We start from the raw sequence: 18,364 nt of genomic DNA, 5'->3' as shown, positions 1-18,364 counted from the left end.
CTGTCAGCGCCGGCTGACGGAAGATAAAAAAACCGGCAGATGCGCTGCCGGTTGATTGACGGTTAAGATAAAACGCTAGACTTTTAGCCCGGCAGCGGTCATTAACAGGCGAAAACCCATACTCACCGCCGCCAGCGCCAGCACGCTGCCGCCCCACAGCGCAACCATCCAGACTATCTGCTTAAGCCATAATCGATTCATCAATGATACCCCTCACCGTGTTGCACTTTGCCGCGGAATACGTAGTAACTCCAGAAGGTATAGCCGAGGATCACCGGAATAATCAGCGCCGCGCCTACCAGCATAAATCCCTGGCTCTGCGGCGGCGCGGCGGCCTGCCACAGGGTGATGGCCGGCGGAATAATATGCGGCCAGATACTGATCCCCAGCCCGCTAAAGCCGAGGAACACCAGCCCAAGCGTCAGCAGGAAAGGGCGCGCGTGATGGTCGTGGCTGCCTAACGCCCGCCACAGCCAGACGCTGAGTGCCAGCACCAGCAGCGGAACCGGCAGCAGGAAAAAGAGGTTCGGTAAGCTGAACCAGCGCGCGGCGATAGCGGGCTGCGCCAGCGGGGTCCACAGGCTGATAGCGGCCATCACCGCCAGCAGCGCCAGCAGCAGGGCCCGCGACGCGCCGCGCATTTTTTCCTGCAGCGGCTCCTCGCTTTTCATCACCAGCCAGCTGGCGCCCAGCAGCGCGTAGGCGATGGTCAGCCCCAGGCCGCAAAACAGGGTGAACGGCGTAAGCCAGTCGAGCATACCGCCGCTAAAGGCGCGGCCGCTGACCGGGAAGCCGTTAATGACCGCGCCGACCACCACGCCCTGGGCAAAGGTCGCCAGCAGGGAACCGCCAAGAAAAGCGAGGTCCCAGAAAGGCCGGTGCGACGGCGTGGCCTGGAAGCGAAATTCGAAGGCCACTCCGCGAAAGATCAGGCCAACCAGCATCAGCGTCAGCGGGATCGCCAGCGCGTCGATAATGACCGCGTAGGCCAGCGGAAAGGCGCCGAACAGCGCCGCGCCGCCGAGCACCAGCCAGGTCTCATTTCCGTCCCACACCGGGGCCACACTGTTCACCATCACGTTGCGATCCTCGGGGTCGCGGATGGTGCAGAATAAAATGCCAATCCCTAAATCGAAGCCATCCATGACGATATACATCAGGGTGGCGAAAACGATGATGGCAAACCAGATTACCGACAGGTCGATAGCCATTAATGGGACTCCTTATGCTCAATATTGCCGGTGGCGGCGGAAAGCGGACGCGCCGGGGTGCCGCTTACCGGCGGATTGACCTCCTGCGGGCCTTTGCGGATCAGGCGCAGCATATAGCTATAGCCGACGCCAAAGACCGAGCTGTAGACCACGAAAAACGTCAGCAGGCTGATGGTCATATGCAGGTCGCCGTGGGCGGAAACGGCGTCGGCGGTGCGCTGCACGCCATAGACAACCCACGGCTGGCGGCCCACCTCGGTGGTCACCCAGCCGGCGAGGATGGCAATCAGCCCCGATGGCCCCATCCAAAGCGCAAAGCGCAGGAAGGGCTTCGAGTGGTAGAGCCGCCGGCGGTAGCGCAGCCACAGCGCCAGCGCGCCGAGCAGGATCATCAGCATGCCGAGGCCGGCCATCAGGCGAAATGACCAGAATACAATGGTCGAATTGGGGCGGTCCTCTGGCGCAAACTCCTTCAGCGCCGGTACCTGTTTATCGAGGCTGTGGGTGAGGATCAGGCTACCGAGCGCCGGGATTTCGAGGCCGTAGCGGGTGCGCTCCTGCTGCATATCCGGCCAGCCGAATAGCAGCAGCGGCGTCGGTTCCCCCGGCCGGTTTTCCCAGTGTCCCTCAATGGCGGCAATTTTTGCCGGCTGATGCTCGAGCGTGTTCAGACCGTGCATATCGCCAATCATCGCCTGGATGGGGGCGACGATCAGCGTCATCCACAGGGCCATCGAAAACATCGCGCGAATGGCCGGAGTTTGATTGCCGCGCAGCAGATGCCATGCCGCCGAGGCGCCGACGAACAGCGCGCTGCTGAGGAAGGCCGCGACCGACATATGCAGCAGGCGGTAGGGGAATGAGGGGTTGAAGATCACCGCAAACCAGTCGACGGGCACCACCTGGCCGTTGACCACCTCAAAGCCCTGTGGCGTCTGCATCCAGCTGTTGGAGGCGAGGATCCAGAAGGTGGAGATTATGGTCCCGGTCGCCACCATGCAGGTGGCGAAGAAGTGCATGCCGGGGCTGACGCGGTTCCAGCCGAACAGCATCACGCCGAGGAACCCGGCTTCGAGGAAGAAGGCCGTCAGCACCTCATAGGTCAGCAGCGGCCCGGTAATACTGCCGGCGAACTCAGAAAAACCGCTCCAGTTGGTGCCGAACTGATAGGCCATCACCAGCCCGGAGACGACGCCCATGCCGAAGTTGACGGCGAAAATTTTCGACCAGAAGTGGTACAGCGATCGCCAGACGGGATTTTTGGTTTTTAACCACAGCCCTTCCAGCACCGCCAGATAGCTGGCAAGCCCGATGGTGATGGCGGGAAAGATAATATGAAACGACACGGTAAAGGCGAATTGAATTCGCGCCAGGTGGAATGCATCAAGACCAAACATGCAGTGCTCCGCAATAAAAATTGATTCAGCGCAATTTTAGGCGTCGCCTGCCTTTGGTTGCAGAGGCAGAAAGGCTCTTTTTTCCCATAACAGTCGGGTGACTGTTATGGATTTTTCTCAGCCGCCGCTGCCGAATGGTCTGCGGGAATAGCCGACGTTGGGATAAACGCTGCCCCGCTGCGGCGCAGTATCCACACGACGCAGCGGCGGGTTAAAAGATCGCCCGCAGGCTTAGTGCATAACAGTTTTTATAAACTGCCATTATTTATCAGCTGTTATACTATAGGCCACAACGTTCATCCGCGGGCTCACCTATGAAAAAGTACCAACAGCTGGCACAGCAGCTGACCGAACAGATTGCGCTCGGCGTCTGGCAGCCCGGCGACCGCTTGCCCTCGCTGCGCGAGCAGGTTGTCAGCAGCGGAATGAGTTTTATGACGGTCAGCCACGCCTATCAGCTGCTGGAGAGCCAGGGGCGGATTATCGCTCGTCCGCAGTCGGGCTACTACGTTGCGCCTAAGCCGGTTAAGTCGCGCCAGCCGGCGCCGCCGGCGCAGGTGACCCGGCACGAATCGGTGGACATTAATACCTACATTTTTGAAGTGCTGCAGGCCAGTCGCCAGGCCTCGATGCTGCCTTTTGCCTCCGCTTTTCCCGACCCGCGCCTGTTTCCGCTCCAGCAGCTAAACCGCTCCCTGGCGCAGGTCAGCAAAACCGCAACGGCGATGAGTGTGATTGAAAACCTGCCGCCGGGTAACGACGAGCTGCGCCACGCCATTGCCCGCCGCTACGCGCTGCAGGGAATGAACATTTCACCGGATGAGATAGTGATCACCGCCGGCGCGCTGGAGGCGCTCAACCTCAGCCTGCAGGCGGTCACGGAGCCGGGCGACTGGGTGGTTGTGGAAAATCCCTGCTTCTACGGCGCGCTGCAGGCGCTGGAAAGGCTGCGGCTGAAAGCGCTGTCGGTGGCGACGGACGTCAAAGAGGGGATCGATCTGGCGGCGCTGGAGCAGGCGCTGCAGAGCTATCCGGTGAAGGCCTGCTGGCTGATGACCAACGGCCAGAATCCGCTCGGCTTTACCCTCAGCGCGGAGAAAAAGGCGCGGCTGGTCGAGCTGCTGGCGCGCTACAACGTGGTGCTGATTGAAGATGACGTCTACAGCGAGCTCTATTTTGGTCGCGAGAAGCCGCTGCCTGCCAAATTCTGGGACCGCCAGGATATGACGCTTCACTGCAGCTCCTTTTCCAAATGCCTGGTGCCGGGCTTTCGCATCGGCTGGGTGGCCGCCGGCAAACACGCCCGGCGCATTCAGCAGCTGCAGCTGATGAGCACGCTGTCGACCAGCTCGCCAATGCAGATGGCGCTGGTGGACTATCTGTCGACCCGCCGCTACGACGCCCATCTGCGGCGCCTGCGCCGTCAGCTGGCCGAGCGCAAGCAGCAGGCCTGGCAAGCGCTGCTGCGCCATCTGCCCGCCGAAGTCAAAATCCACCATAGCGACAGCGGCTACTTTCTCTGGCTTGAGCTGCCGGCGGGCGCCGATGCCGGGGAGCTGAGCGCGCGCGCCCTGCGCGACAACATCAGCATTGCGCCGGGAAAAATGTTCTCCACCACCGCCAGCTGGACCTCATTCTTCCGCTTCAATACCGCCTGGGGCTGGGGGGAGAGAGAAGAGCAGGGGGTTAAACGCCTGGGCGAGCTTATTCGTGAGCTGCTGGCTGAGCCTTAGACTTATTTTTTCTACGACTTAACGCCTCGCGGAAAATAACTAAATATTATCATCCAACGATACCGGTCATTATTTTACCGGTATCGATCATAGGAAATTCGCATACCCATTCTCTGTCCCTAACTCCTTGTCTATAATCCATATTGTTGTCCAGCTTTTGCCGATTTTTACGGAATGCGCCCCTTGTCACAACCTGAATAAATTTCCCGTGAGGGGCATAGCGCGCCGTCTACTGTTATTAAGGGAGATATTTTTACGGCACGGCTGCCGCTAATTTTGTTGTGACAGGAGTAACACCCGATGAGCAAAAAAATTGCCCGTGGCAGCCTCTGTGTGCTGGGTATGGCCTTCCTGACCGCGCAGGCCGCCGAGCCGCCGACATCGTTGGATAAAGGCGAAGGCCGGCTGGATATCATTGCCTGGCCGGGATATATCGAACGCGGTCAGACGGATAAAAACTACGACTGGGTTACCCAGTTTGAAAAAGAGAGCGGATGCCAGGTCAACGTTAAAACCGCCGCCACCTCTGATGAGATGGTCAGCCTGATGGCGAAAGGGGGCTATGACCTGGTGACCGCCTCCGGCGACGCGTCGCTGCGCCTGATTATGGGCAAGCGCGTGCAGCCGATTAATCCGGCGCTGATCGCCAACTGGAAGACCCTCGACCCGCGGGTGGAGAAAGGCGCGTGGTTCAACGTGGGTGGTAAAGTCTACGGTACGCCCTACCAGTGGGGACCAAACCTGCTGATGTACAACACCAAAGTGTTCCCGACCCCGCCGGACAGCTGGAACGTGGTGTTTGTAAAACAAAATCTTAGCGACGGTAAAAGCAACGAGGGCCGGGTGCAGGCCTACGACGGCCCGATCTATATCGCCGACGCGGCGCTGTTCGTCAAGGCCACCCAGCCACAGCTCGGTATTACCGACCCCTATCAGCTTACCGAGGAGCAGTACCAGGCGGTGCTGAAGGTGCTGCGCGATCAGCGCGGGCTGATTCACCGCTACTGGCACGACACCACCGTGCAGATGAGCGACTTCAAAAACGAAGGCGTGGTCGCCTCCAGCGCGTGGCCGTATCAGGCCAACGGCCTCAAGGCTGAAGGCCAGCCTATCGCCACCGTCTTCCCGAAAGAGGGAGTGACCGGCTGGGCGGATACCACCATGCTGCACAGCGACGCTAAGCACCCGGTGTGCGCCTATAAATGGATGAACTGGTCGCTGACGCCGAAGGTTCAGGGCGACGTAGCGGCGTGGTTCGGTTCGCTGCCGGTGGTGCCGCAGGGCTGTAAAGCCAGCGCGCTGCTGGGAGAAAAAGGCTGCGAAACCAACGGCTATGATCAGTTCGCCAAAATCGCCTTCTGGAAGACCCCGATTGCGGAAGGCGGCAAGTTCGTCCCTTACAGCCGCTGGACTCAGGACTATATCGCGATTATGGGCGGCCGCTGAGCGGCCGGAGGCGTGAAATGACGTATGCGGTAGAGTTCCATAACGTCTCGCGGCTGTATGGCGACGTGCGCGCGGTGGATGGCGTAAGCATTGCCATCCGCGACGGCGAGTTTTTCTCGATGCTGGGGCCGTCCGGTTCCGGCAAAACCACCTGCCTGCGGCTGATTGCCGGTTTTGAACAGCTCTCCGGCGGGGAGATTGCCATTTTTGGCCAGCAGGCCAGCGAGCTGCCGCCGTGGCAGCGCGACGTCAATACCGTCTTCCAGGACTACGCGCTGTTTCCCCATATGTCGATCCTCGATAACGTCGCCTACGGGCTGATGGTGAAGGGGATTGGTAAAAAAGAGCGCCACCGCCGCGCGCAGGAGGCGCTGGAAAAAGTGGCCCTCGACTTTGTCCACGCGCGCAAACCCTCCCAGCTCTCCGGCGGCCAGCGCCAGCGGGTGGCGATTGCCCGCGCGCTGGTTAACGAGCCGCGGGTGCTGCTGCTGGATGAGCCGCTGGGGGCGCTGGATTTAAAACTGCGTGAGCAGATGCAGCTGGAGCTGAAAAAGCTGCAGCAGGCGCTGGGGATCACCTTTATTTTTGTCACCCACGACCAGGGCGAAGCGCTGTCGATGTCCGACCGGGTGGCGGTGTTTAATCACGGGCGCATCGAGCAGGTCGACGCGCCGCACGATCTCTACCTGCGGCCGAAAACGGCCTTCGTCGCCGGGTTCGTCGGCACGGCCAACGTCTTTGACGCCGAGCTTTCGGCCCGGCTATGCGGCATGGCGGGCAGCTGGTCGCTGCGTCCGGAACATATCCGGCTCAACGGCGGTGGCGAGGTTCAGGTCGAGGGCGTGGTGCAGGCGGTGCAGTATCAGGGCGCGGCAACGCGAATCGAGCTAAAGCTGGCGGAGGGCGGCAGGCTGCTGGTGAGCCAGGCCAATAGCGACGGTGCTGCTGCGCTGAGCGCGCCGCAGGCGGGGCAAAGGGTGCTGGCCTCCTGGTCGCGCGCGGCGATGGTCTCTCTGGATAACGGTGGCTGATATGACAACGCTCATCGCCAACGCGCCTTCCGGCCGCCTGTCAGGACTATTCTGGCGCCGGCCCTCGCTGGGGCTGTTTTTACTGCTGCTTGGCCCGCTGATGTGGTTTGGTATCGTCTATCTGGGATCGCTGCTAACGCTGCTGTGGCAAAGCTTCTACACCTTCGACGATTTCACCATGTCGGTCACTACCGACCTGACGCTGGCTAATCTCAAGGCGCTGTTTAACCCGGCCAACTACGACATTATTATCCGCACGCTGGTGATGGCGCTGGCGGTCACGCTGGCCAGCGCGGTTCTGGCGCTGCCGATGGCGTGGTATATGGCGCGCTACACCAGCGGCAAGATGAAGGCATTTTTCTATATCGCCGTCATGCTGCCGATGTGGGCCAGCTATATCGTTAAGGCCTACGCCTGGACGCTGCTGCTGGCAAAGGATGGCGTGGCGCAGTGGTTTCTTCGCCACCTTGGGCTGGAGGGCGCGCTGAATCTGCTGCTGACGATCCCGGCGGTGGGCGGCAATACGCTGTCGACTTCGGGGCTGGGCCGCTTCCTGGTCTTCGTCTATATCTGGCTGCCGTTTATGATCCTGCCGGTGCAGGCAGCGCTGGAGCGTATACCGGCGTCGCTGCTGCAGGCGTCGGCCGACCTCGGCGCCCGGCCGCGGCAAACCTTTCGCCACGTGGTGCTGCCGCTGGCCATTCCCGGTATTGCCGCCGGGTCGATTTTTACCTTCTCGCTGACGCTGGGCGATTTTATCGTGCCGCAGCTGGTGGGGCCGCCGGGCTTTTTTATCGGCAATATGGTCTATTCCCAGCAGGGGGCGATTGGCAATATGCCGATGGCGGCGGCGTTTACCCTCGTGCCGATTGTCCTGATTGCCCTCTATCTGGCGTTTGTTAAACGCCTGGGAGCGTTTGATGCACTCTGAACGCGCGCCGCTGCTCCTGAAAATAGCGACCTGGGGCGGGGTTATCTTCCTGCATTTTCCGCTGCTGATCATCGCCCTGTACGCCTTTAACACCGAAGACGCTGCCTTCAGCTTTCCGCCGCAGGGCCTGACGCTGCGCTGGTTTAGCGAAGCGGCCGGGCGGGGCGATATCATCGAATCAGTGACGTTGTCACTGAAGATTGCCGCGCTATCGACCGCTATTGCGCTGGTACTTGGCACGCTGGCTGCAGGAGCCCTGTGGCGCAGCGCTTTTTTTGGCAAGAACGCCGTGTCCCTGCTGCTGCTGTTACCCATCGCGCTACCGGGAATCATTACCGGCCTGGCGCTGCTGACGGCGTTTAAGGCGGTTAACCTCGAACCGGGTCTCTTTACCATCGTTGTCGGGCACGCCACCTTCTGCGTGGTGGTGGTCTTTAACAACGTGATCGCCCGCTTTCGCCGGACCTCCTGGAGCCTGGTGGAGGCGTCGATGGATTTAGGCGCTACGGGCTGGCAGACCTTCCGCTACGTGGTGTTGCCCAACCTGGGGTCGGCGCTGCTGGCCGGAGGAATGCTGGCGTTTGCGCTGTCGTTTGATGAAATAATCGTCACCACCTTTACCGCCGGACACGAGCGCACGCTCCCGCTATGGCTGCTGAATCAGCTGGGACGCCCGCGCGATGTGCCGATAACCAACGTTGTCGCGCTGCTGGTGATGCTGGTGACGACCATTCCGATTTTAGGAGCCTGGTGGCTCACCCGTGACGGCGACACAAGCGCTGAAAACGGCAAATAACTGACGTGTACAGGATCATACTATGCAACATAACCTTTTGATCAACGGCGAATTAGTGGCGGGTGAAGGCGAACTGGTGCCGGTATTCAATCCTGCTAATGGTGAAGCCCTGCTGGAGATTGCGGAGGCGACGGCGGCCCAGGTGGATGCGGCCGTTGAGGCGGCGGATCTGGCCTTTGTCAGCTGGAGTCAGACCACGCCGAAAACCCGCGCGGAGTGCCTGCTCAAGCTGGCGGACGTGATTACCGCCCATGCGGATACCCTCGCCAAACTGGAGTCATTGAACTGCGGCAAGCCGCTGCACTGCGTGATTAACGACGAGCTGCCCGCGGTGGCGGATGTGTTTCGCTTCTTCGCCGGTGCCGCGCGCTGCCTGCCCGGAATGGCCGCCGGTGAGTATCTTGAAGGGCATACCTCGATGATCCGCCGGGATCCGGTTGGGGTAGTGGCCTCCATCGCGCCGTGGAACTACCCCCTGATGATGGCGGCCTGGAAGCTGGCCCCGGCGCTGGCGGCGGGGAACTGCGTGGTGATTAAACCTTCAGAGATTACGCCGCTAACTGCGCTGAAGCTGGCCGAGCTGGCAAAAGACATCTTCCCGGCCGGCGTCCTCAACGTGCTGTTTGGCCGCGGCAAAACCGTTGGCGATCCGCTGACCGGCCATCATAAGGTGCGGATGGTCTCGCTGACCGGGTCGATAGCCACCGGCGCGCATATCATTGGCCATACGGCCTCCTCGATTAAGCGTACGCATATGGAGCTGGGCGGTAAGGCGCCGGTTATCGTCTTTGACGACGCGGATATTGACGCGGTGGTGGAGGGCGTGCGGACCTTCGGTTTCTATAACGCCGGCCAGGACTGTACCGCCGCCTGCCGCATCTACGCTCAGCAGGGCATTTATGACCAGCTGGTGGAGAAACTGGGGGCCGCCGTTGCCAGCCTGAAAATCGGCCCGCCGGAGGATGGCGCGACGGAGCTGGGGCCGGTCAGCTCGCAGGCGCACCTCGATCGGGTGAGCGCCGCCGTCGACGCCGCGCGCGCGCTGGCGCATATCAAAGTGGTGACCGGCGGCAGCAGAGCGCCGGGGAAAGGCTACTACTACCAGCCGACGCTGCTGGCCGGGGCGAAGCAGGAGGATGATATTGTCCAGCGCGAGGTGTTTGGCCCAGTGGTCAGCGTCACCGCGTTCAGCGATGAGGTGCAGGCGCTGACGTGGGCCAACGATTCGCAGTATGGTCTGGCCTCGTCGGTGTGGACCCGGGATGTCGGCAGAGCCCATCGCCTCAGCGCGCGCCTGCAGTACGGCTGTACCTGGGTGAATACCCACTTTATGCTGGTGAGCGAAATGCCGCACGGTGGGCAAAAGCTGTCGGGCTACGGGAAGGATATGTCGATGTATGGCCTGGAGGACTACACCGTCGTGCGCCACGTGATGATCAAGCACTGATGAGCAGCACGCCGCCGACGGGGCCCGTTCAGGCCCGTCGGCGGCGACAAACCGCAGGCGCGGGGGCGCAATAATCACCCTGCAATCATGTTAGCGTGCTAATAGTCATCAATGGCAGGAATTGCTAAGACAAATGGCGCAGTGATATGAGATTATTCTTACGCCCCTTCAAGAGCTAAGCCATGATGAGTGCCGGAGATAAGCGCCGGATGGGGCTCGCAAATATCCTCGCCTCTGCATTAACAGTGCAGGGGCTTTTTTTGCGCCTTCGTCCCAACCGGCCTCGCTGGCCGCCATGCGCCTATTCTCCAGGGGACTCACCCCAGCGAGGCTGAGGTGTGCATCGTTCAAAACGCGCCCGCTATTTTGCCCTGGCGGACGGTTCTGGATGCGCCCGGGTTCTCGCCGTTTTCCCGATGCGCGTAACCCTGGGCCACTTTGCAATACTCAGCAGGCGGCAGCGCTAGCGCGGGAAATATAAAAACGGGCAGCGGGAGCAGGGAAGGGGCGGTCTACACCATCAATGTCTGAAAGAGGGTGCAGCGGCGCAACGCTCTCACGCAGCTAAGCGCGCGAGCTAATACGCACAAAAGGGCAGGGTAAATAAAGTGTTCGCTATTGCCGATACTATTCAGGCAGGTAAATCCATGTGCCTAGCGTTTATTCTTCTTACTCGGCAGGCTTGACTGACGGCGTTCGCGCACGTAAGAAATAAGATTGTAGACTGCGATAACCAGCAATATTAACGCCACTATAAGCACGGCAATCCCGGACATATACCACCTCAAATTTAAAATGAGCAACTGGAAAATTATTCATAACCAATGATTATGAATGTAAATTCATCCTTGAGATAACGCAAATAGTATTTGTTCCGTTTCAAATGAAGCGCCGGCAGGTCAGGACGCCAGGGATCGGCTTAAGGCCGCACCAACCTTGAGGTTGTCGGCATAGTTGTCGCTCCGCCAGCAAAACGAGATTTAAGAAGTATCGCATTTTCCGCTAATAGAACGCTTCGTCATACATTATTGTTAGTTGTCTTTAGACGTGAGTTTATGCTGATTTTTTAAGCATAATCTGATACTTCCTGACGGCAAAGGGCGGATCTCTGGTTGAGGAGGATCGTTTTTCTGAAAAAGTGCGGTTAATTTATTTCCCTGGCATCCTAACTTTCTATATCCATTTATTTTGTAATGCTATTTGCCAGCCCATGCGCCGCCCCGGGCTCTTTTTTTAAGCGTATCAGCAGTATTGGCGAAATGTATTTCAGATTTATTTCTTAGCAACGACTTTATTAATTAAAGTTAATGTTTAATTAATGTTAATGGTTAGATCAAGTTTGTATCTATTAAATGTTTGCGGCCGTTTGGCGTTTGACTTTAACGGGGAGGCCATGCGAAAATTTGTCATAATTTGTTACTTTGAAGTTGATTTTGTTTTGAAAAACATAGCATTTTTTGTGCTGGTGGCCTGCGCCAGCGCCATTCTCTATGGCAACTTGCCCGCTCAGCGTGTTTTAGATTGCGAACAGCAGGGGGCAAGTGAAGCCGTCTGTCTCGCCGCCGAATGGGATAGCGAAAAGATCAATCCGCTGCCGGCGTATAACCCTGAGAACCTCAAGGCTATCGCCGTGCTGCAGGCTACTTCACAGGCGGAAGCCGCCCATACGGTCGCTATCAAATCGTAAAAAAGCAGCCCATTAAGGCTGCTTTTTTAGGTTTCTTTGCTGAGAAATAAATCAGTAAAACCAACCAAAACGAACGGATAACAGGCTAATAAGCGCAAATGCTGCGCCGACATTAATCAGAATTACGGTTTTGCTGGAAACATCCATAACGCCACCTTTATGAGTAAGCCCTTACAGGTATAGTACGAGGTCACAGGATGTGCTATCAGACAAGGATGAATCGGGCGTTTTCTGTCGGCTACGCGCAGCATTTTTACATTGTCATGCATTAATCTCTGGTCCGCTTTCCGCAGTTGAAAGAGGCGCGTCGTAAAGGCGTTTTCAGGGAAGGACTAAGAATGACCCTATATCAAAAGATGCTGATTTTTTATGCGGTGATGGGATTTATCTGCGCCGTTATCAGCTGGTTTTTAACCAACGAGAGCCGTCTGATTCGCCTGCTGGCCGCGCTGCTGATCGGTGCAACCTGGCCGTTTAGCTTCCCGACCGCGCTCCTCGTTTCGCTATTCTGATGCAGAAAGCGTTGGCATTCGTCAAGCAATACTGTATAAAAGCACAGTATTTATTGGCGGGAGCTTATCTATGAACGGTTTCTTCTCCTCTCTGGCCGGCGCCACCGTGCGCTGGCTCGATCTGCCCGGCGATGGCGAGCCGATCGTTTTTATCCACGGTCTGGGGTGCGCCTCCTCGTACGATTATCCTCGAGTGGCTGCCGATCCCGCGCTGAGCGGGCGACGGGTGGTGCTTATCGATCTGCCGGGCTACGGCTACAGCGATAAACCCGCTGAGTTTGGTTACAGCACCACGGAGCAGGCGCAGGTGGTGGTAGAACTCCTTGACCACCTGCAGCTGTCGCGCTGCTATTTGTACGGCCATAGCATGGGCGGCAGTATTGCCATCGAGGCGGCTGAACGCTTAGGTGAACGCGTGCTCGCGCTGCTGGTGGCCGAGCCCAACCTGTACGCCGGCGGCGGGATATACAGCCGGGCGATTGCCGCGCAGAGCGAAGCGGCGTTTGTCGCCAGAGGCTATGCTGAGATGCTGGCGGCGGAGTCTTCGCCCTGGGCCGGGTGCCTGCAGAACAGCGCCCCCTGGGCCGTCTTGAGAGGGGCAAGCAGCCTGGTCTGCGGCGTAACGCCATCGTGGTTCACCCTTTTTTGCCGGCTCTCTTGTCCGAAGACGCTTATCTATGGCGAGCTGTCGCTCCCGGCACAGGAAGCCGAGGACGTCGTCGCGCAAGGGATCGCGCTGCGGGTTGTGCCCGACGCCGGGCATTCGATGGCCTGGGAAAATCCTGCCGCGCTGGCGGCCGCGATCGCCAGCGGCTGCTGAGGCTGTCGACGCCAGCCGGCGGAATGGGTTAAAACGGCAGCTCGCGGGGCTGCATTTGCAGGGTTATCCAGCGCAGTTCGGTAAACTCGTCAACGCCTGCGCGCCCGCCGAAGCGCCCGTAGCCGGAGGATTTACAGCCGCCGAACGGCATCTGGGCCTCATCGTGAACGGTGGGGCCATTAATGTGGCAAATCCCCGTTTGTAAGCGCTGCGCGACGTTCCATGCCCGGGCGCTGTCCCGGCTGTATACTGCCGATGAAAGCCCGTATTCGCTCTCATTCGCGACGGCCAGGGCTTCCTCTTCACCGCTGACGCGGATAATCGCTTTCACCGGCCCAAACGACTCCTCGCTCCAGATGCGCATGTCGCGGGTGACGCCGTCCAGCAGGGTGGCATCCATTTGCACCGACGTGGCTTTGCCGCCGCACAGCAGCCTGGCGCCTTTTGTCAGCGCATCGTCAATCAGCGCATTGCAGCGCGTCACGGTCTTCATATCGACGACCGGCCCGATCAAACCGGCGGGCAGGTTCGCCGCGCGGCGGCTGATGAGTGCGACAAACTCATCGGCAATCGCGCGGTCGACGATAATGCGTTCGGTTGACATACAGATCTGCCCGGCGTTGGCGAAAGCGCCAAATATGGCACCCGCAGCCGCCTGTTCGGGATCGGCGTCATCGAGCACCAGCAGCGGGGCTTTACCACCCAACTCAAGTACCGCGGGCTTCAGATGCTGGCCGCAGGTGCGGGCAACGATCCTGCCCACCGGCGTGGAGCCGGTAAAATTGACCCGCCGCACCGCGGGATGGGCAATCAGCGACTCGACCAACGCCGGTGCATCCTCAGGCGCGCAGGTCAGATAGTTGATCACGCCGTCGGGGAAGCCGGCAGCGGCGAGGGCCTCAATCATTAATCCCTGAGAGGCGGGCGACAGCTCGGCACCCTTGAGGATCACCGTGTTGCCACAGGCCAGAGGAGTGGCAATCGCCCGCGTCGCCAGGATCAGCGGCGCGTTCCACGGCGCCATCCCGAGCACGACGCCGGCGCCCTGGCGCACGGCCATCGCCAGATTTCCCGGCACGTTTGACGGCACTATCTGTCCCTCAATCTGGGTCGTGAGCGCGGCGGCTTCGCGCAGAATATCGGCGGCCAGATGGACGTTAAAGCCGGACCAGTGCGCCGTTGCGCCGGTTTCTGCCGCCATAGCGGCAATAAAGCGGGCTTCGCGCAGCAGCATCTGTTCGGCAGCGCTCAGCAGCAGGCGGCGGCGTTCGCCAGGGGGAGTATCGCGCCATTGTGGGAATGCCGCGGCCGCGGCCTCAACGCTGCGCCGGGCGTCGGCGAGGCTCGCGGCAGCAGCGGTGGAGGGCGCCTCTGCGTTCAGCGGATGGCTGCGAGTAAAGGTGGCACCGCCGTCGGCGTCGTGCCACCGGCCGTTGGTGTACAGGCTGCAGGTTAAGCTCATCGGGAAACCTCATCTTTTCGCGTTTTTCCGAGTGTACCGGGCGGGGAGATTTCGCGGGGCAGAGAGGGCGGTTATCGCACGCTATTTTTCAAGCTTTTTAGGCAGTTCACAACTTCAGCCGATTAAACGGTGCAAAAAGGCGGCGAGTGTTGAATAAATCGGCGAAAACGGCGTTTTCAGCATAACCTGATACCGATTGATTATTTGCCGGTTGATTCCTGCTGTGCTGTTATTAGAGGGCATATAACAAATTAATAAGGTTTATAACCATGTCTACAGGGAAAACTCGCCTTGCTCTGGCGCTGAGCGCGCTGCTGCTGCCGGCCGCTGCGGCCTCGGCGGCCGGTAACGATACGCTAGTCTACTGCTCCGAAGCCTCGCCGGAATCCTTCAACCCGCAGATAGCCAGCTCCGGCCCCTCGTTTGTGGCCAGCTCGCAGGTGCTCTACAACCGCCTGATTACCTTCGATCCGCAGAAAAATACGCCGGTTCCTTCGCTGGCCACCGACTGGACCGTTTCGCCGGATGGCAAAACCTGGACCTTTACCCTGCGCAAAGGCGTTCAGTTCAACAGCAATAAATACTTCAAGCCGACCCGCGATTTCAACGCCGACGACGTGCTCTTCTCGGTGCTGCGCCAGCAGGATGCAAAACACCCGTACCATAACGTTTCCCAGGGCAGCTACGAGTACTTCCACGACGTCGGGCTGGATAAGCTGATCAAAGAGGTGAAAAAGCTCGACGATTATCACGTCCAGTTCGTGCTGTCTGAGCCCAATGCCGCTTTCCTCGCCGACTGGGGGATGGATTTCGCCTCCATTCTCTCCGCGGAGTATGGCGACGCGATGCTGAAAAAGGGCACCCCGGAGTACGTCGATACCTGGCCTATCGGTACCGGCCCGTACGCGCTGCAGCAGTATAAGGTGGATTCCCAGATCCGCTATATTGCCAATCCGCACTATTGGGAAGGCGAGGTGCCAACAAAGCATCTGATTTTCTCAATCACGCCAAACGTTGAGACGCGGCTGGCGAAGCTGCAAACCAACGAGTGTCAGATCATTCCGGCGCCTTCACCGGTGCAGTTCCCGGTCATCAAAGGCAATAAGGATCTGGCGCTGCACTCGGTTGAGGCGCTGAACGTCGGCTATCTGGCGTTTAACACCGAGAAAAAGCCGTTCGATAACCTGCTGGTGCGTCAGGCGCTGAACTACGCGACGGACAAGCAGGCGATCGTTAAAGCGGTATTCCTCGATTCCGGCACCGTGGCGAAATCGCCGCTGCCGGCCAATATGCTCGGCTATAAGAAAGATCTCCCGGACTACGACTACGATCCGCAGAAGGCTAAAGCGCTGCTCAAGCAGGCCGGCCTGGAAAATGGCGCAGAGGTCACCCTGTGGTCGATGCCGGTTCAGCGGCCGTATAACCCGAACTCCCGCCGCATCGCGGAGATGATTCAGAGCGACTGGAACAAGGTTGGCGTCAAGGCTAAAATCGTCAGCTACGAGTGGGGTGAATATCTCGCCGGGATGCGTAAAGGCGAACACGACAGCGCCCTGTTTGGCTGGATGTCGGATAACGGCGATCCGGACAACTTTGCCGGCACGCTTTTAAGCTGTGATAACATCAAAACCGGCTCTAACGTTGCCCGCTGGTGCGATAAGTCTTACGACGCGCTGGTGAAAAAAGCGCTGCTGGTCAGCGATCCGCAGGCGCGGGCCAAGCTGTACGGCGAGGCGCAGGAGATTTTTTATCAGCAGGCGCCGTGGATTACCCTGGCAACGGGCAAAACCTTCTACGCCACGCGCAGCAACGTCAGCGGCTATAGCGTGAGCCTGATGGGCAGCGATTTTTCGAAGGTAAAACTGAATTAAGCCACAAGGAGAGCAGGATGGCACATCTGGATGAGGTTATCGCCCGCGTAGACGCGGCGATTGCCGAAGGGGTGATTACCCATATGAATGAGCTGCTGATCGAGCTGAGCGATGATGCTGAACTCGATCGCGACGATCGCTATACCCAGCAGCAGCGTCTACGCACCACCATTGCTCATCACGGACGCCAGCACCAGGAAGAGCAGGAGGGGCGGCGTGAGCAGTTGACCAGGGGTGGCGCTATCCTCTGATATCCGCATCAGAACTGGCGTCTGGCTACCAGCCAGGCGCCAATCACCAGCATGACCGCTCCACAAAACGGCCCCACCAGTGCACGAAACGGCACGCCGTGGGCGCGCACTAAATCGATGATCAGGCCGCCGACCAGCTGGCTGGCGATGAGCACCGCAATGGTGGTCGCCGCGCCGACGTTCTGATACCCGCTGATGCTCGCAAAGACAAAAAACGACCCCAGCAGGCCCGGAATGAGCGTCCACCACTTCACGCTAACCGCCAGCTCATGAAAGCCCGCCGCGCCGTGGCGTAGGAGCAATATAGTGACGAAAATAACAATCCCGACCAGCGAATTAAGCAGCATCGCAATCAGGATGGTGGAGGTGGACTGGGTAATGCGCACCATCAGCGTATTCTGCACCACCAGCCCGATCCCGGCGGCGATAAGGCAGGCCAGCGTCAGCGACTGATTCATGCCTCGGGATCCGGATCGCGGCGATCGTCGAGCTGAAGCTGCATAAAGGTCAGGTCAAGCCAGCGGCCGAATTTGGTGCCGACCTGCGGCATCTGGCCGGTGGTCACAAAACCGAGGGTTTCATGGAGATGCAGCGACGCGTGGTTCTGCGCCTCAATGCCGGCGACCATCACGTGTTTCTTCAGGCGGCGGGCCTCATTAATCAGCGCCACAAGCAGGGTGCGGCCAAGCCCTTTTCCCTGGTGATCGGGGTGTACGTAGACCGAATGCTCAACGGTATGGCGAAAACCGTCGAAGGCGCGCCAGTCGCCAAAGGATGAATAGCCGGTCACCACGCCGTCCTCTTCGCTCACCAGCACCGGGAAACCGGCCAGCTGGCGCGCTTCAAACCAGGCAATGCGGTTATCGGTGTCGACGGTTTTATCATTCCAGATAGCGGCGGTGTGCAGCACCGCGTGGTTATAGATCCCGGCAATTGCCGCACAATCCTCTTTACAGGCATAGCGGATGGTCATAGCAAACCTCAAGTTTTGTACACTATAGTAGTACGTTATTATTACAATAATGTACGCGACGCTGTCATCTGTTTTAGGCATAATTTTTTACTATGCAGCTCTGGCCGGCGCGGCCTCAGGCGAAGAGGCGTGAATCAGAGCCGTGCAAATACCTTAGCTTTCATCACCTTGTTACGCCGCCTGCCATACACTATAGTACTACGCTATGAATACTATCGAAGACAACATCAATCAGCGCATCAGCTCCCGCATTCGGATCGAACGAGAGTCCCGAGGCTGGTCTCTGAGCGAGCTGGCGGAACGGGCCGGCGCGTCGCGGGCGATGATCCACAAAATCGAACGCGCTGAGAGCAGCCCGACGGCGTCGATGCTCGGGCGTCTTTCCGGCGCCTTTGGCATCAGCATGTCGACGCTGATCGCCCGGGCGGAGATGCAGGAAGGTAAGCTGCTGCGTTTTGCCAACCAGCCGGTGTGGCGCGATCCGCAGAGCCATTATCTGCGCCGTCACGTCTCGCCGCGCAGCGACCTGCCTATCGATCTGGTGCAGGTGGAACTTCCCGCCGGCAGCGATGTTCCGATGCCCGCGGCCTCCTATGCGCTGGCGCGCCAGCTGATCTGGCTGCAGCAGGGCGAGCTGGTGTTTGTTGAAGGCGCCACGCGCCATGAAATGCAGGCGGGGGACTGCCTGGAGCTGGGGCCGCCGAACGATTGCCGCTTTATCAATGAATCCGCCTCCTCCTGCATCTATCTGGTCGTCAGGCTGAATCAATCTGCCTCATAATGCCAATGCAGGCGG

The 18,364-nt window shown here is 59.2% G+C and carries 20 protein-coding genes; 12 read left to right on the top strand and 8 right to left on the bottom strand.

Features of this window, described 5'->3' with window-relative positions:
- Window positions 1–75: 75 nt before the first annotated feature.
- Genes HCK03_RS14635 through HCK03_RS14625 form a run of 3 tightly spaced genes read right to left on the bottom strand, consistent with a single transcriptional unit; the run spans window position 76 to window position 2,608 of the window.
- Complete coding sequence (locus tag HCK03_RS14635) at window positions 76–201, bottom strand: DUF2474 domain-containing protein (protein ID WP_071844918.1); 126 nt, start codon at window positions 199–201, stop codon at window positions 76–78.
- On the bottom strand, window positions 201–1,211 hold the full coding sequence (gene cydB, locus HCK03_RS14630; RefSeq protein WP_041145347.1) for a cytochrome d ubiquinol oxidase subunit II: 1,011 nt from the start codon (window positions 1,209–1,211) through the stop codon (window positions 201–203). The genes HCK03_RS14635 and cydB overlap by 1 nt, the downstream gene beginning before the upstream one ends.
- Window positions 1,211–2,608 carry a cytochrome ubiquinol oxidase subunit I gene (locus HCK03_RS14625; protein ID WP_115192872.1) on the bottom strand — a complete coding sequence of 466 codons (1,398 nt, stop codon included), beginning with the start codon at window positions 2,606–2,608 and terminating at the stop codon, window positions 1,211–1,213. The genes cydB and HCK03_RS14625 overlap by 1 nt, the downstream gene beginning before the upstream one ends.
- Window positions 2,609–2,922: 314 nt before the next feature.
- Here HCK03_RS14625 and HCK03_RS14620 point away from each other — a divergent pair, with 314 nt between their 5' ends.
- From HCK03_RS14620 to patD, 6 genes are all read left to right on the top strand, one after another.
- A complete protein-coding gene (locus HCK03_RS14620) occupies window positions 2,923–4,341 on the top strand; it encodes an aminotransferase-like domain-containing protein (RefSeq protein WP_041145349.1) in 1,419 nt (472 codons plus the stop codon).
- 300 nt (window positions 4,342–4,641) lie between these two features.
- Window positions 4,642–5,787, top strand: a complete 1,146-nt coding sequence (gene ydcS, locus HCK03_RS14615; RefSeq protein WP_041145350.1) for a putative ABC transporter substrate-binding protein YdcS — start codon at window positions 4,642–4,644, stop codon at window positions 5,785–5,787.
- A 17-nt stretch (window positions 5,788–5,804) separates the two neighbouring features.
- Window positions 5,805–6,818: an ABC transporter ATP-binding protein gene (locus HCK03_RS14610; protein WP_041145351.1), complete on the top strand. Its 1,014-nt coding sequence runs from the start codon at window positions 5,805–5,807 to the stop codon at window positions 6,816–6,818.
- A 1-nt stretch (window position 6,819) separates the two neighbouring features.
- Complete coding sequence (locus tag HCK03_RS14605) at window positions 6,820–7,749, top strand: ABC transporter permease (RefSeq protein WP_167691805.1); 930 nt, start codon at window positions 6,820–6,822, stop codon at window positions 7,747–7,749.
- Entirely contained in the window at window positions 7,739–8,545 is an 807-nt protein-coding gene (locus HCK03_RS14600; RefSeq protein WP_041145353.1) for an ABC transporter permease, read from the top strand. The genes HCK03_RS14605 and HCK03_RS14600 overlap by 11 nt, the downstream gene beginning before the upstream one ends.
- A gap of 22 nt (window positions 8,546–8,567) precedes the next feature.
- Window positions 8,568–9,992, top strand: a complete 1,425-nt coding sequence (patD, locus tag HCK03_RS14595; RefSeq protein WP_167691804.1) for an aminobutyraldehyde dehydrogenase — start codon at window positions 8,568–8,570, stop codon at window positions 9,990–9,992.
- 653 nt (window positions 9,993–10,645) lie between these two features.
- On the opposite strand, the gene HCK03_RS14590 is transcribed toward patD, so the two are convergent.
- On the bottom strand, window positions 10,646–10,768 hold the full coding sequence (locus tag HCK03_RS14590) for a small membrane protein (RefSeq protein ID WP_095097533.1): 123 nt from the start codon (window positions 10,766–10,768) through the stop codon (window positions 10,646–10,648).
- Between the two features lie 617 nt (window positions 10,769–11,385).
- Here HCK03_RS14590 and HCK03_RS14585 point away from each other — a divergent pair.
- Entirely contained in the window at window positions 11,386–11,679 is a 294-nt protein-coding gene (locus HCK03_RS14585) for a hypothetical protein (protein ID WP_167691803.1), read from the top strand.
- Window positions 11,680–11,730: 51 nt separating this feature from the next.
- Here HCK03_RS14585 and yncL read toward each other — a convergent pair whose 3' ends face one another.
- Window positions 11,731–11,826, bottom strand: a complete 96-nt coding sequence (gene yncL, locus HCK03_RS14580; RefSeq protein WP_071844919.1) for a stress response membrane protein YncL — start codon at window positions 11,824–11,826, stop codon at window positions 11,731–11,733.
- A 191-nt stretch (window positions 11,827–12,017) separates the two neighbouring features.
- Here yncL and HCK03_RS14575 point away from each other — a divergent pair, with 191 nt between their 5' ends.
- Window positions 12,018–12,191, top strand: coding sequence for a GhoT/OrtT family toxin (locus tag HCK03_RS14575; RefSeq protein WP_148249824.1), 174 nt, complete (start codon window positions 12,018–12,020; stop codon window positions 12,189–12,191).
- A 70-nt stretch (window positions 12,192–12,261) separates the two neighbouring features.
- The gene (locus HCK03_RS14570; protein ID WP_167691802.1) at window positions 12,262–13,011 is read left to right on the top strand and encodes an alpha/beta fold hydrolase; all 750 of its coding nucleotides are present in this window, start codon (window positions 12,262–12,264) and stop codon (window positions 13,009–13,011) included.
- A 28-nt stretch (window positions 13,012–13,039) separates the two neighbouring features.
- Here the strand turns inward: HCK03_RS14570 and HCK03_RS14565 are convergent, their stop codons facing one another.
- The gene (locus tag HCK03_RS14565) at window positions 13,040–14,473 is read right to left on the bottom strand and encodes an aldehyde dehydrogenase (protein WP_134525817.1); all 1,434 of its coding nucleotides are present in this window, start codon (window positions 14,471–14,473) and stop codon (window positions 13,040–13,042) included.
- 269 nt (window positions 14,474–14,742) lie between these two features.
- On the opposite strand from HCK03_RS14565, the gene HCK03_RS14560 reads away from it, so the two are divergent.
- Together HCK03_RS14560 and HCK03_RS14555 are read left to right on the top strand one after the other, a co-directional pair.
- Window positions 14,743–16,344, top strand: a complete 1,602-nt coding sequence (locus HCK03_RS14560) for an ABC transporter substrate-binding protein (RefSeq protein ID WP_123551421.1) — start codon at window positions 14,743–14,745, stop codon at window positions 16,342–16,344.
- Window positions 16,345–16,361: 17 nt separating this feature from the next.
- On the top strand, window positions 16,362–16,595 hold the full coding sequence (locus tag HCK03_RS14555; RefSeq protein WP_041145359.1) for a YdcY family protein: 234 nt from the start codon (window positions 16,362–16,364) through the stop codon (window positions 16,593–16,595).
- 8 nt (window positions 16,596–16,603) lie between these two features.
- Here HCK03_RS14555 and HCK03_RS14550 read toward each other — a convergent pair whose 3' ends face one another.
- Both HCK03_RS14550 and HCK03_RS14545 read right to left on the bottom strand, forming a co-directional pair.
- Window positions 16,604–17,053, bottom strand: coding sequence for a DMT family transporter (locus tag HCK03_RS14550; RefSeq protein ID WP_143716801.1), 450 nt, complete (start codon window positions 17,051–17,053; stop codon window positions 16,604–16,606).
- Window positions 17,050–17,568: a GNAT family N-acetyltransferase gene (locus HCK03_RS14545; RefSeq protein WP_041145361.1), complete on the bottom strand. Its 519-nt coding sequence runs from the start codon at window positions 17,566–17,568 to the stop codon at window positions 17,050–17,052. The genes HCK03_RS14550 and HCK03_RS14545 overlap by 4 nt, the downstream gene beginning before the upstream one ends.
- Before the next feature lie 205 nt (window positions 17,569–17,773).
- On the opposite strand from HCK03_RS14545, the gene HCK03_RS14540 reads away from it, so the two are divergent.
- Window positions 17,774–18,349, top strand: coding sequence for a helix-turn-helix domain-containing protein (locus tag HCK03_RS14540; protein ID WP_167691801.1), 576 nt, complete (start codon window positions 17,774–17,776; stop codon window positions 18,347–18,349).
- Window positions 18,350–18,364: the final 15 nt, after the last annotated feature.

This window comes from Klebsiella terrigena, assembly GCF_012029655.1.
In the GTDB taxonomy this organism is placed as follows: Bacteria; Pseudomonadota; Gammaproteobacteria; order Enterobacterales; family Enterobacteriaceae; genus Klebsiella; species Klebsiella terrigena.
Note: the sequence above shows the minus strand (reverse complement) of the source record. Positions and strands in the feature narration are given on the sequence as shown.

Coding starts and splice junctions, on each gene's coding strand:
- HCK03_RS14635 (WP_071844918.1), bottom strand. CDS start 201: ATGAATCGATTATGGCTTAAGCAGATAGTCTGGATGGTTGCGCTGTGG.
- cydB (WP_041145347.1), bottom strand. CDS start 1,211: ATGGCTATCGACCTGTCGGTAATCTGGTTTGCCATCATCGTTTTCGCC.
- HCK03_RS14625 (WP_115192872.1), bottom strand. CDS start 2,608: ATGTTTGGTCTTGATGCATTCCACCTGGCGCGAATTCAATTCGCCTTT.
- HCK03_RS14620 (WP_041145349.1), top strand. CDS start 2,923: ATGAAAAAGTACCAACAGCTGGCACAGCAGCTGACCGAACAGATTGCG.
- ydcS (WP_041145350.1), top strand. CDS start 4,642: ATGAGCAAAAAAATTGCCCGTGGCAGCCTCTGTGTGCTGGGTATGGCC.
- HCK03_RS14610 (WP_041145351.1), top strand. CDS start 5,805: ATGACGTATGCGGTAGAGTTCCATAACGTCTCGCGGCTGTATGGCGAC.
- HCK03_RS14605 (WP_167691805.1), top strand. CDS start 6,820: ATGACAACGCTCATCGCCAACGCGCCTTCCGGCCGCCTGTCAGGACTA.
- HCK03_RS14600 (WP_041145353.1), top strand. CDS start 7,739: ATGCACTCTGAACGCGCGCCGCTGCTCCTGAAAATAGCGACCTGGGGC.
- patD (WP_167691804.1), top strand. CDS start 8,568: ATGCAACATAACCTTTTGATCAACGGCGAATTAGTGGCGGGTGAAGGC.
- HCK03_RS14590 (WP_095097533.1), bottom strand. CDS start 10,768: ATGTCCGGGATTGCCGTGCTTATAGTGGCGTTAATATTGCTGGTTATC.
- HCK03_RS14585 (WP_167691803.1), top strand. CDS start 11,386: ATGCGAAAATTTGTCATAATTTGTTACTTTGAAGTTGATTTTGTTTTG.
- yncL (WP_071844919.1), bottom strand. CDS start 11,826: ATGGATGTTTCCAGCAAAACCGTAATTCTGATTAATGTCGGCGCAGCA.
- HCK03_RS14575 (WP_148249824.1), top strand. CDS start 12,018: ATGACCCTATATCAAAAGATGCTGATTTTTTATGCGGTGATGGGATTT.
- HCK03_RS14570 (WP_167691802.1), top strand. CDS start 12,262: ATGAACGGTTTCTTCTCCTCTCTGGCCGGCGCCACCGTGCGCTGGCTC.
- HCK03_RS14565 (WP_134525817.1), bottom strand. CDS start 14,473: ATGAGCTTAACCTGCAGCCTGTACACCAACGGCCGGTGGCACGACGCC.
- HCK03_RS14560 (WP_123551421.1), top strand. CDS start 14,743: ATGTCTACAGGGAAAACTCGCCTTGCTCTGGCGCTGAGCGCGCTGCTG.
- HCK03_RS14555 (WP_041145359.1), top strand. CDS start 16,362: ATGGCACATCTGGATGAGGTTATCGCCCGCGTAGACGCGGCGATTGCC.
- HCK03_RS14550 (WP_143716801.1), bottom strand. CDS start 17,053: ATGAATCAGTCGCTGACGCTGGCCTGCCTTATCGCCGCCGGGATCGGG.
- HCK03_RS14545 (WP_041145361.1), bottom strand. CDS start 17,568: ATGACCATCCGCTATGCCTGTAAAGAGGATTGTGCGGCAATTGCCGGG.
- HCK03_RS14540 (WP_167691801.1), top strand. CDS start 17,774: ATGAATACTATCGAAGACAACATCAATCAGCGCATCAGCTCCCGCATT.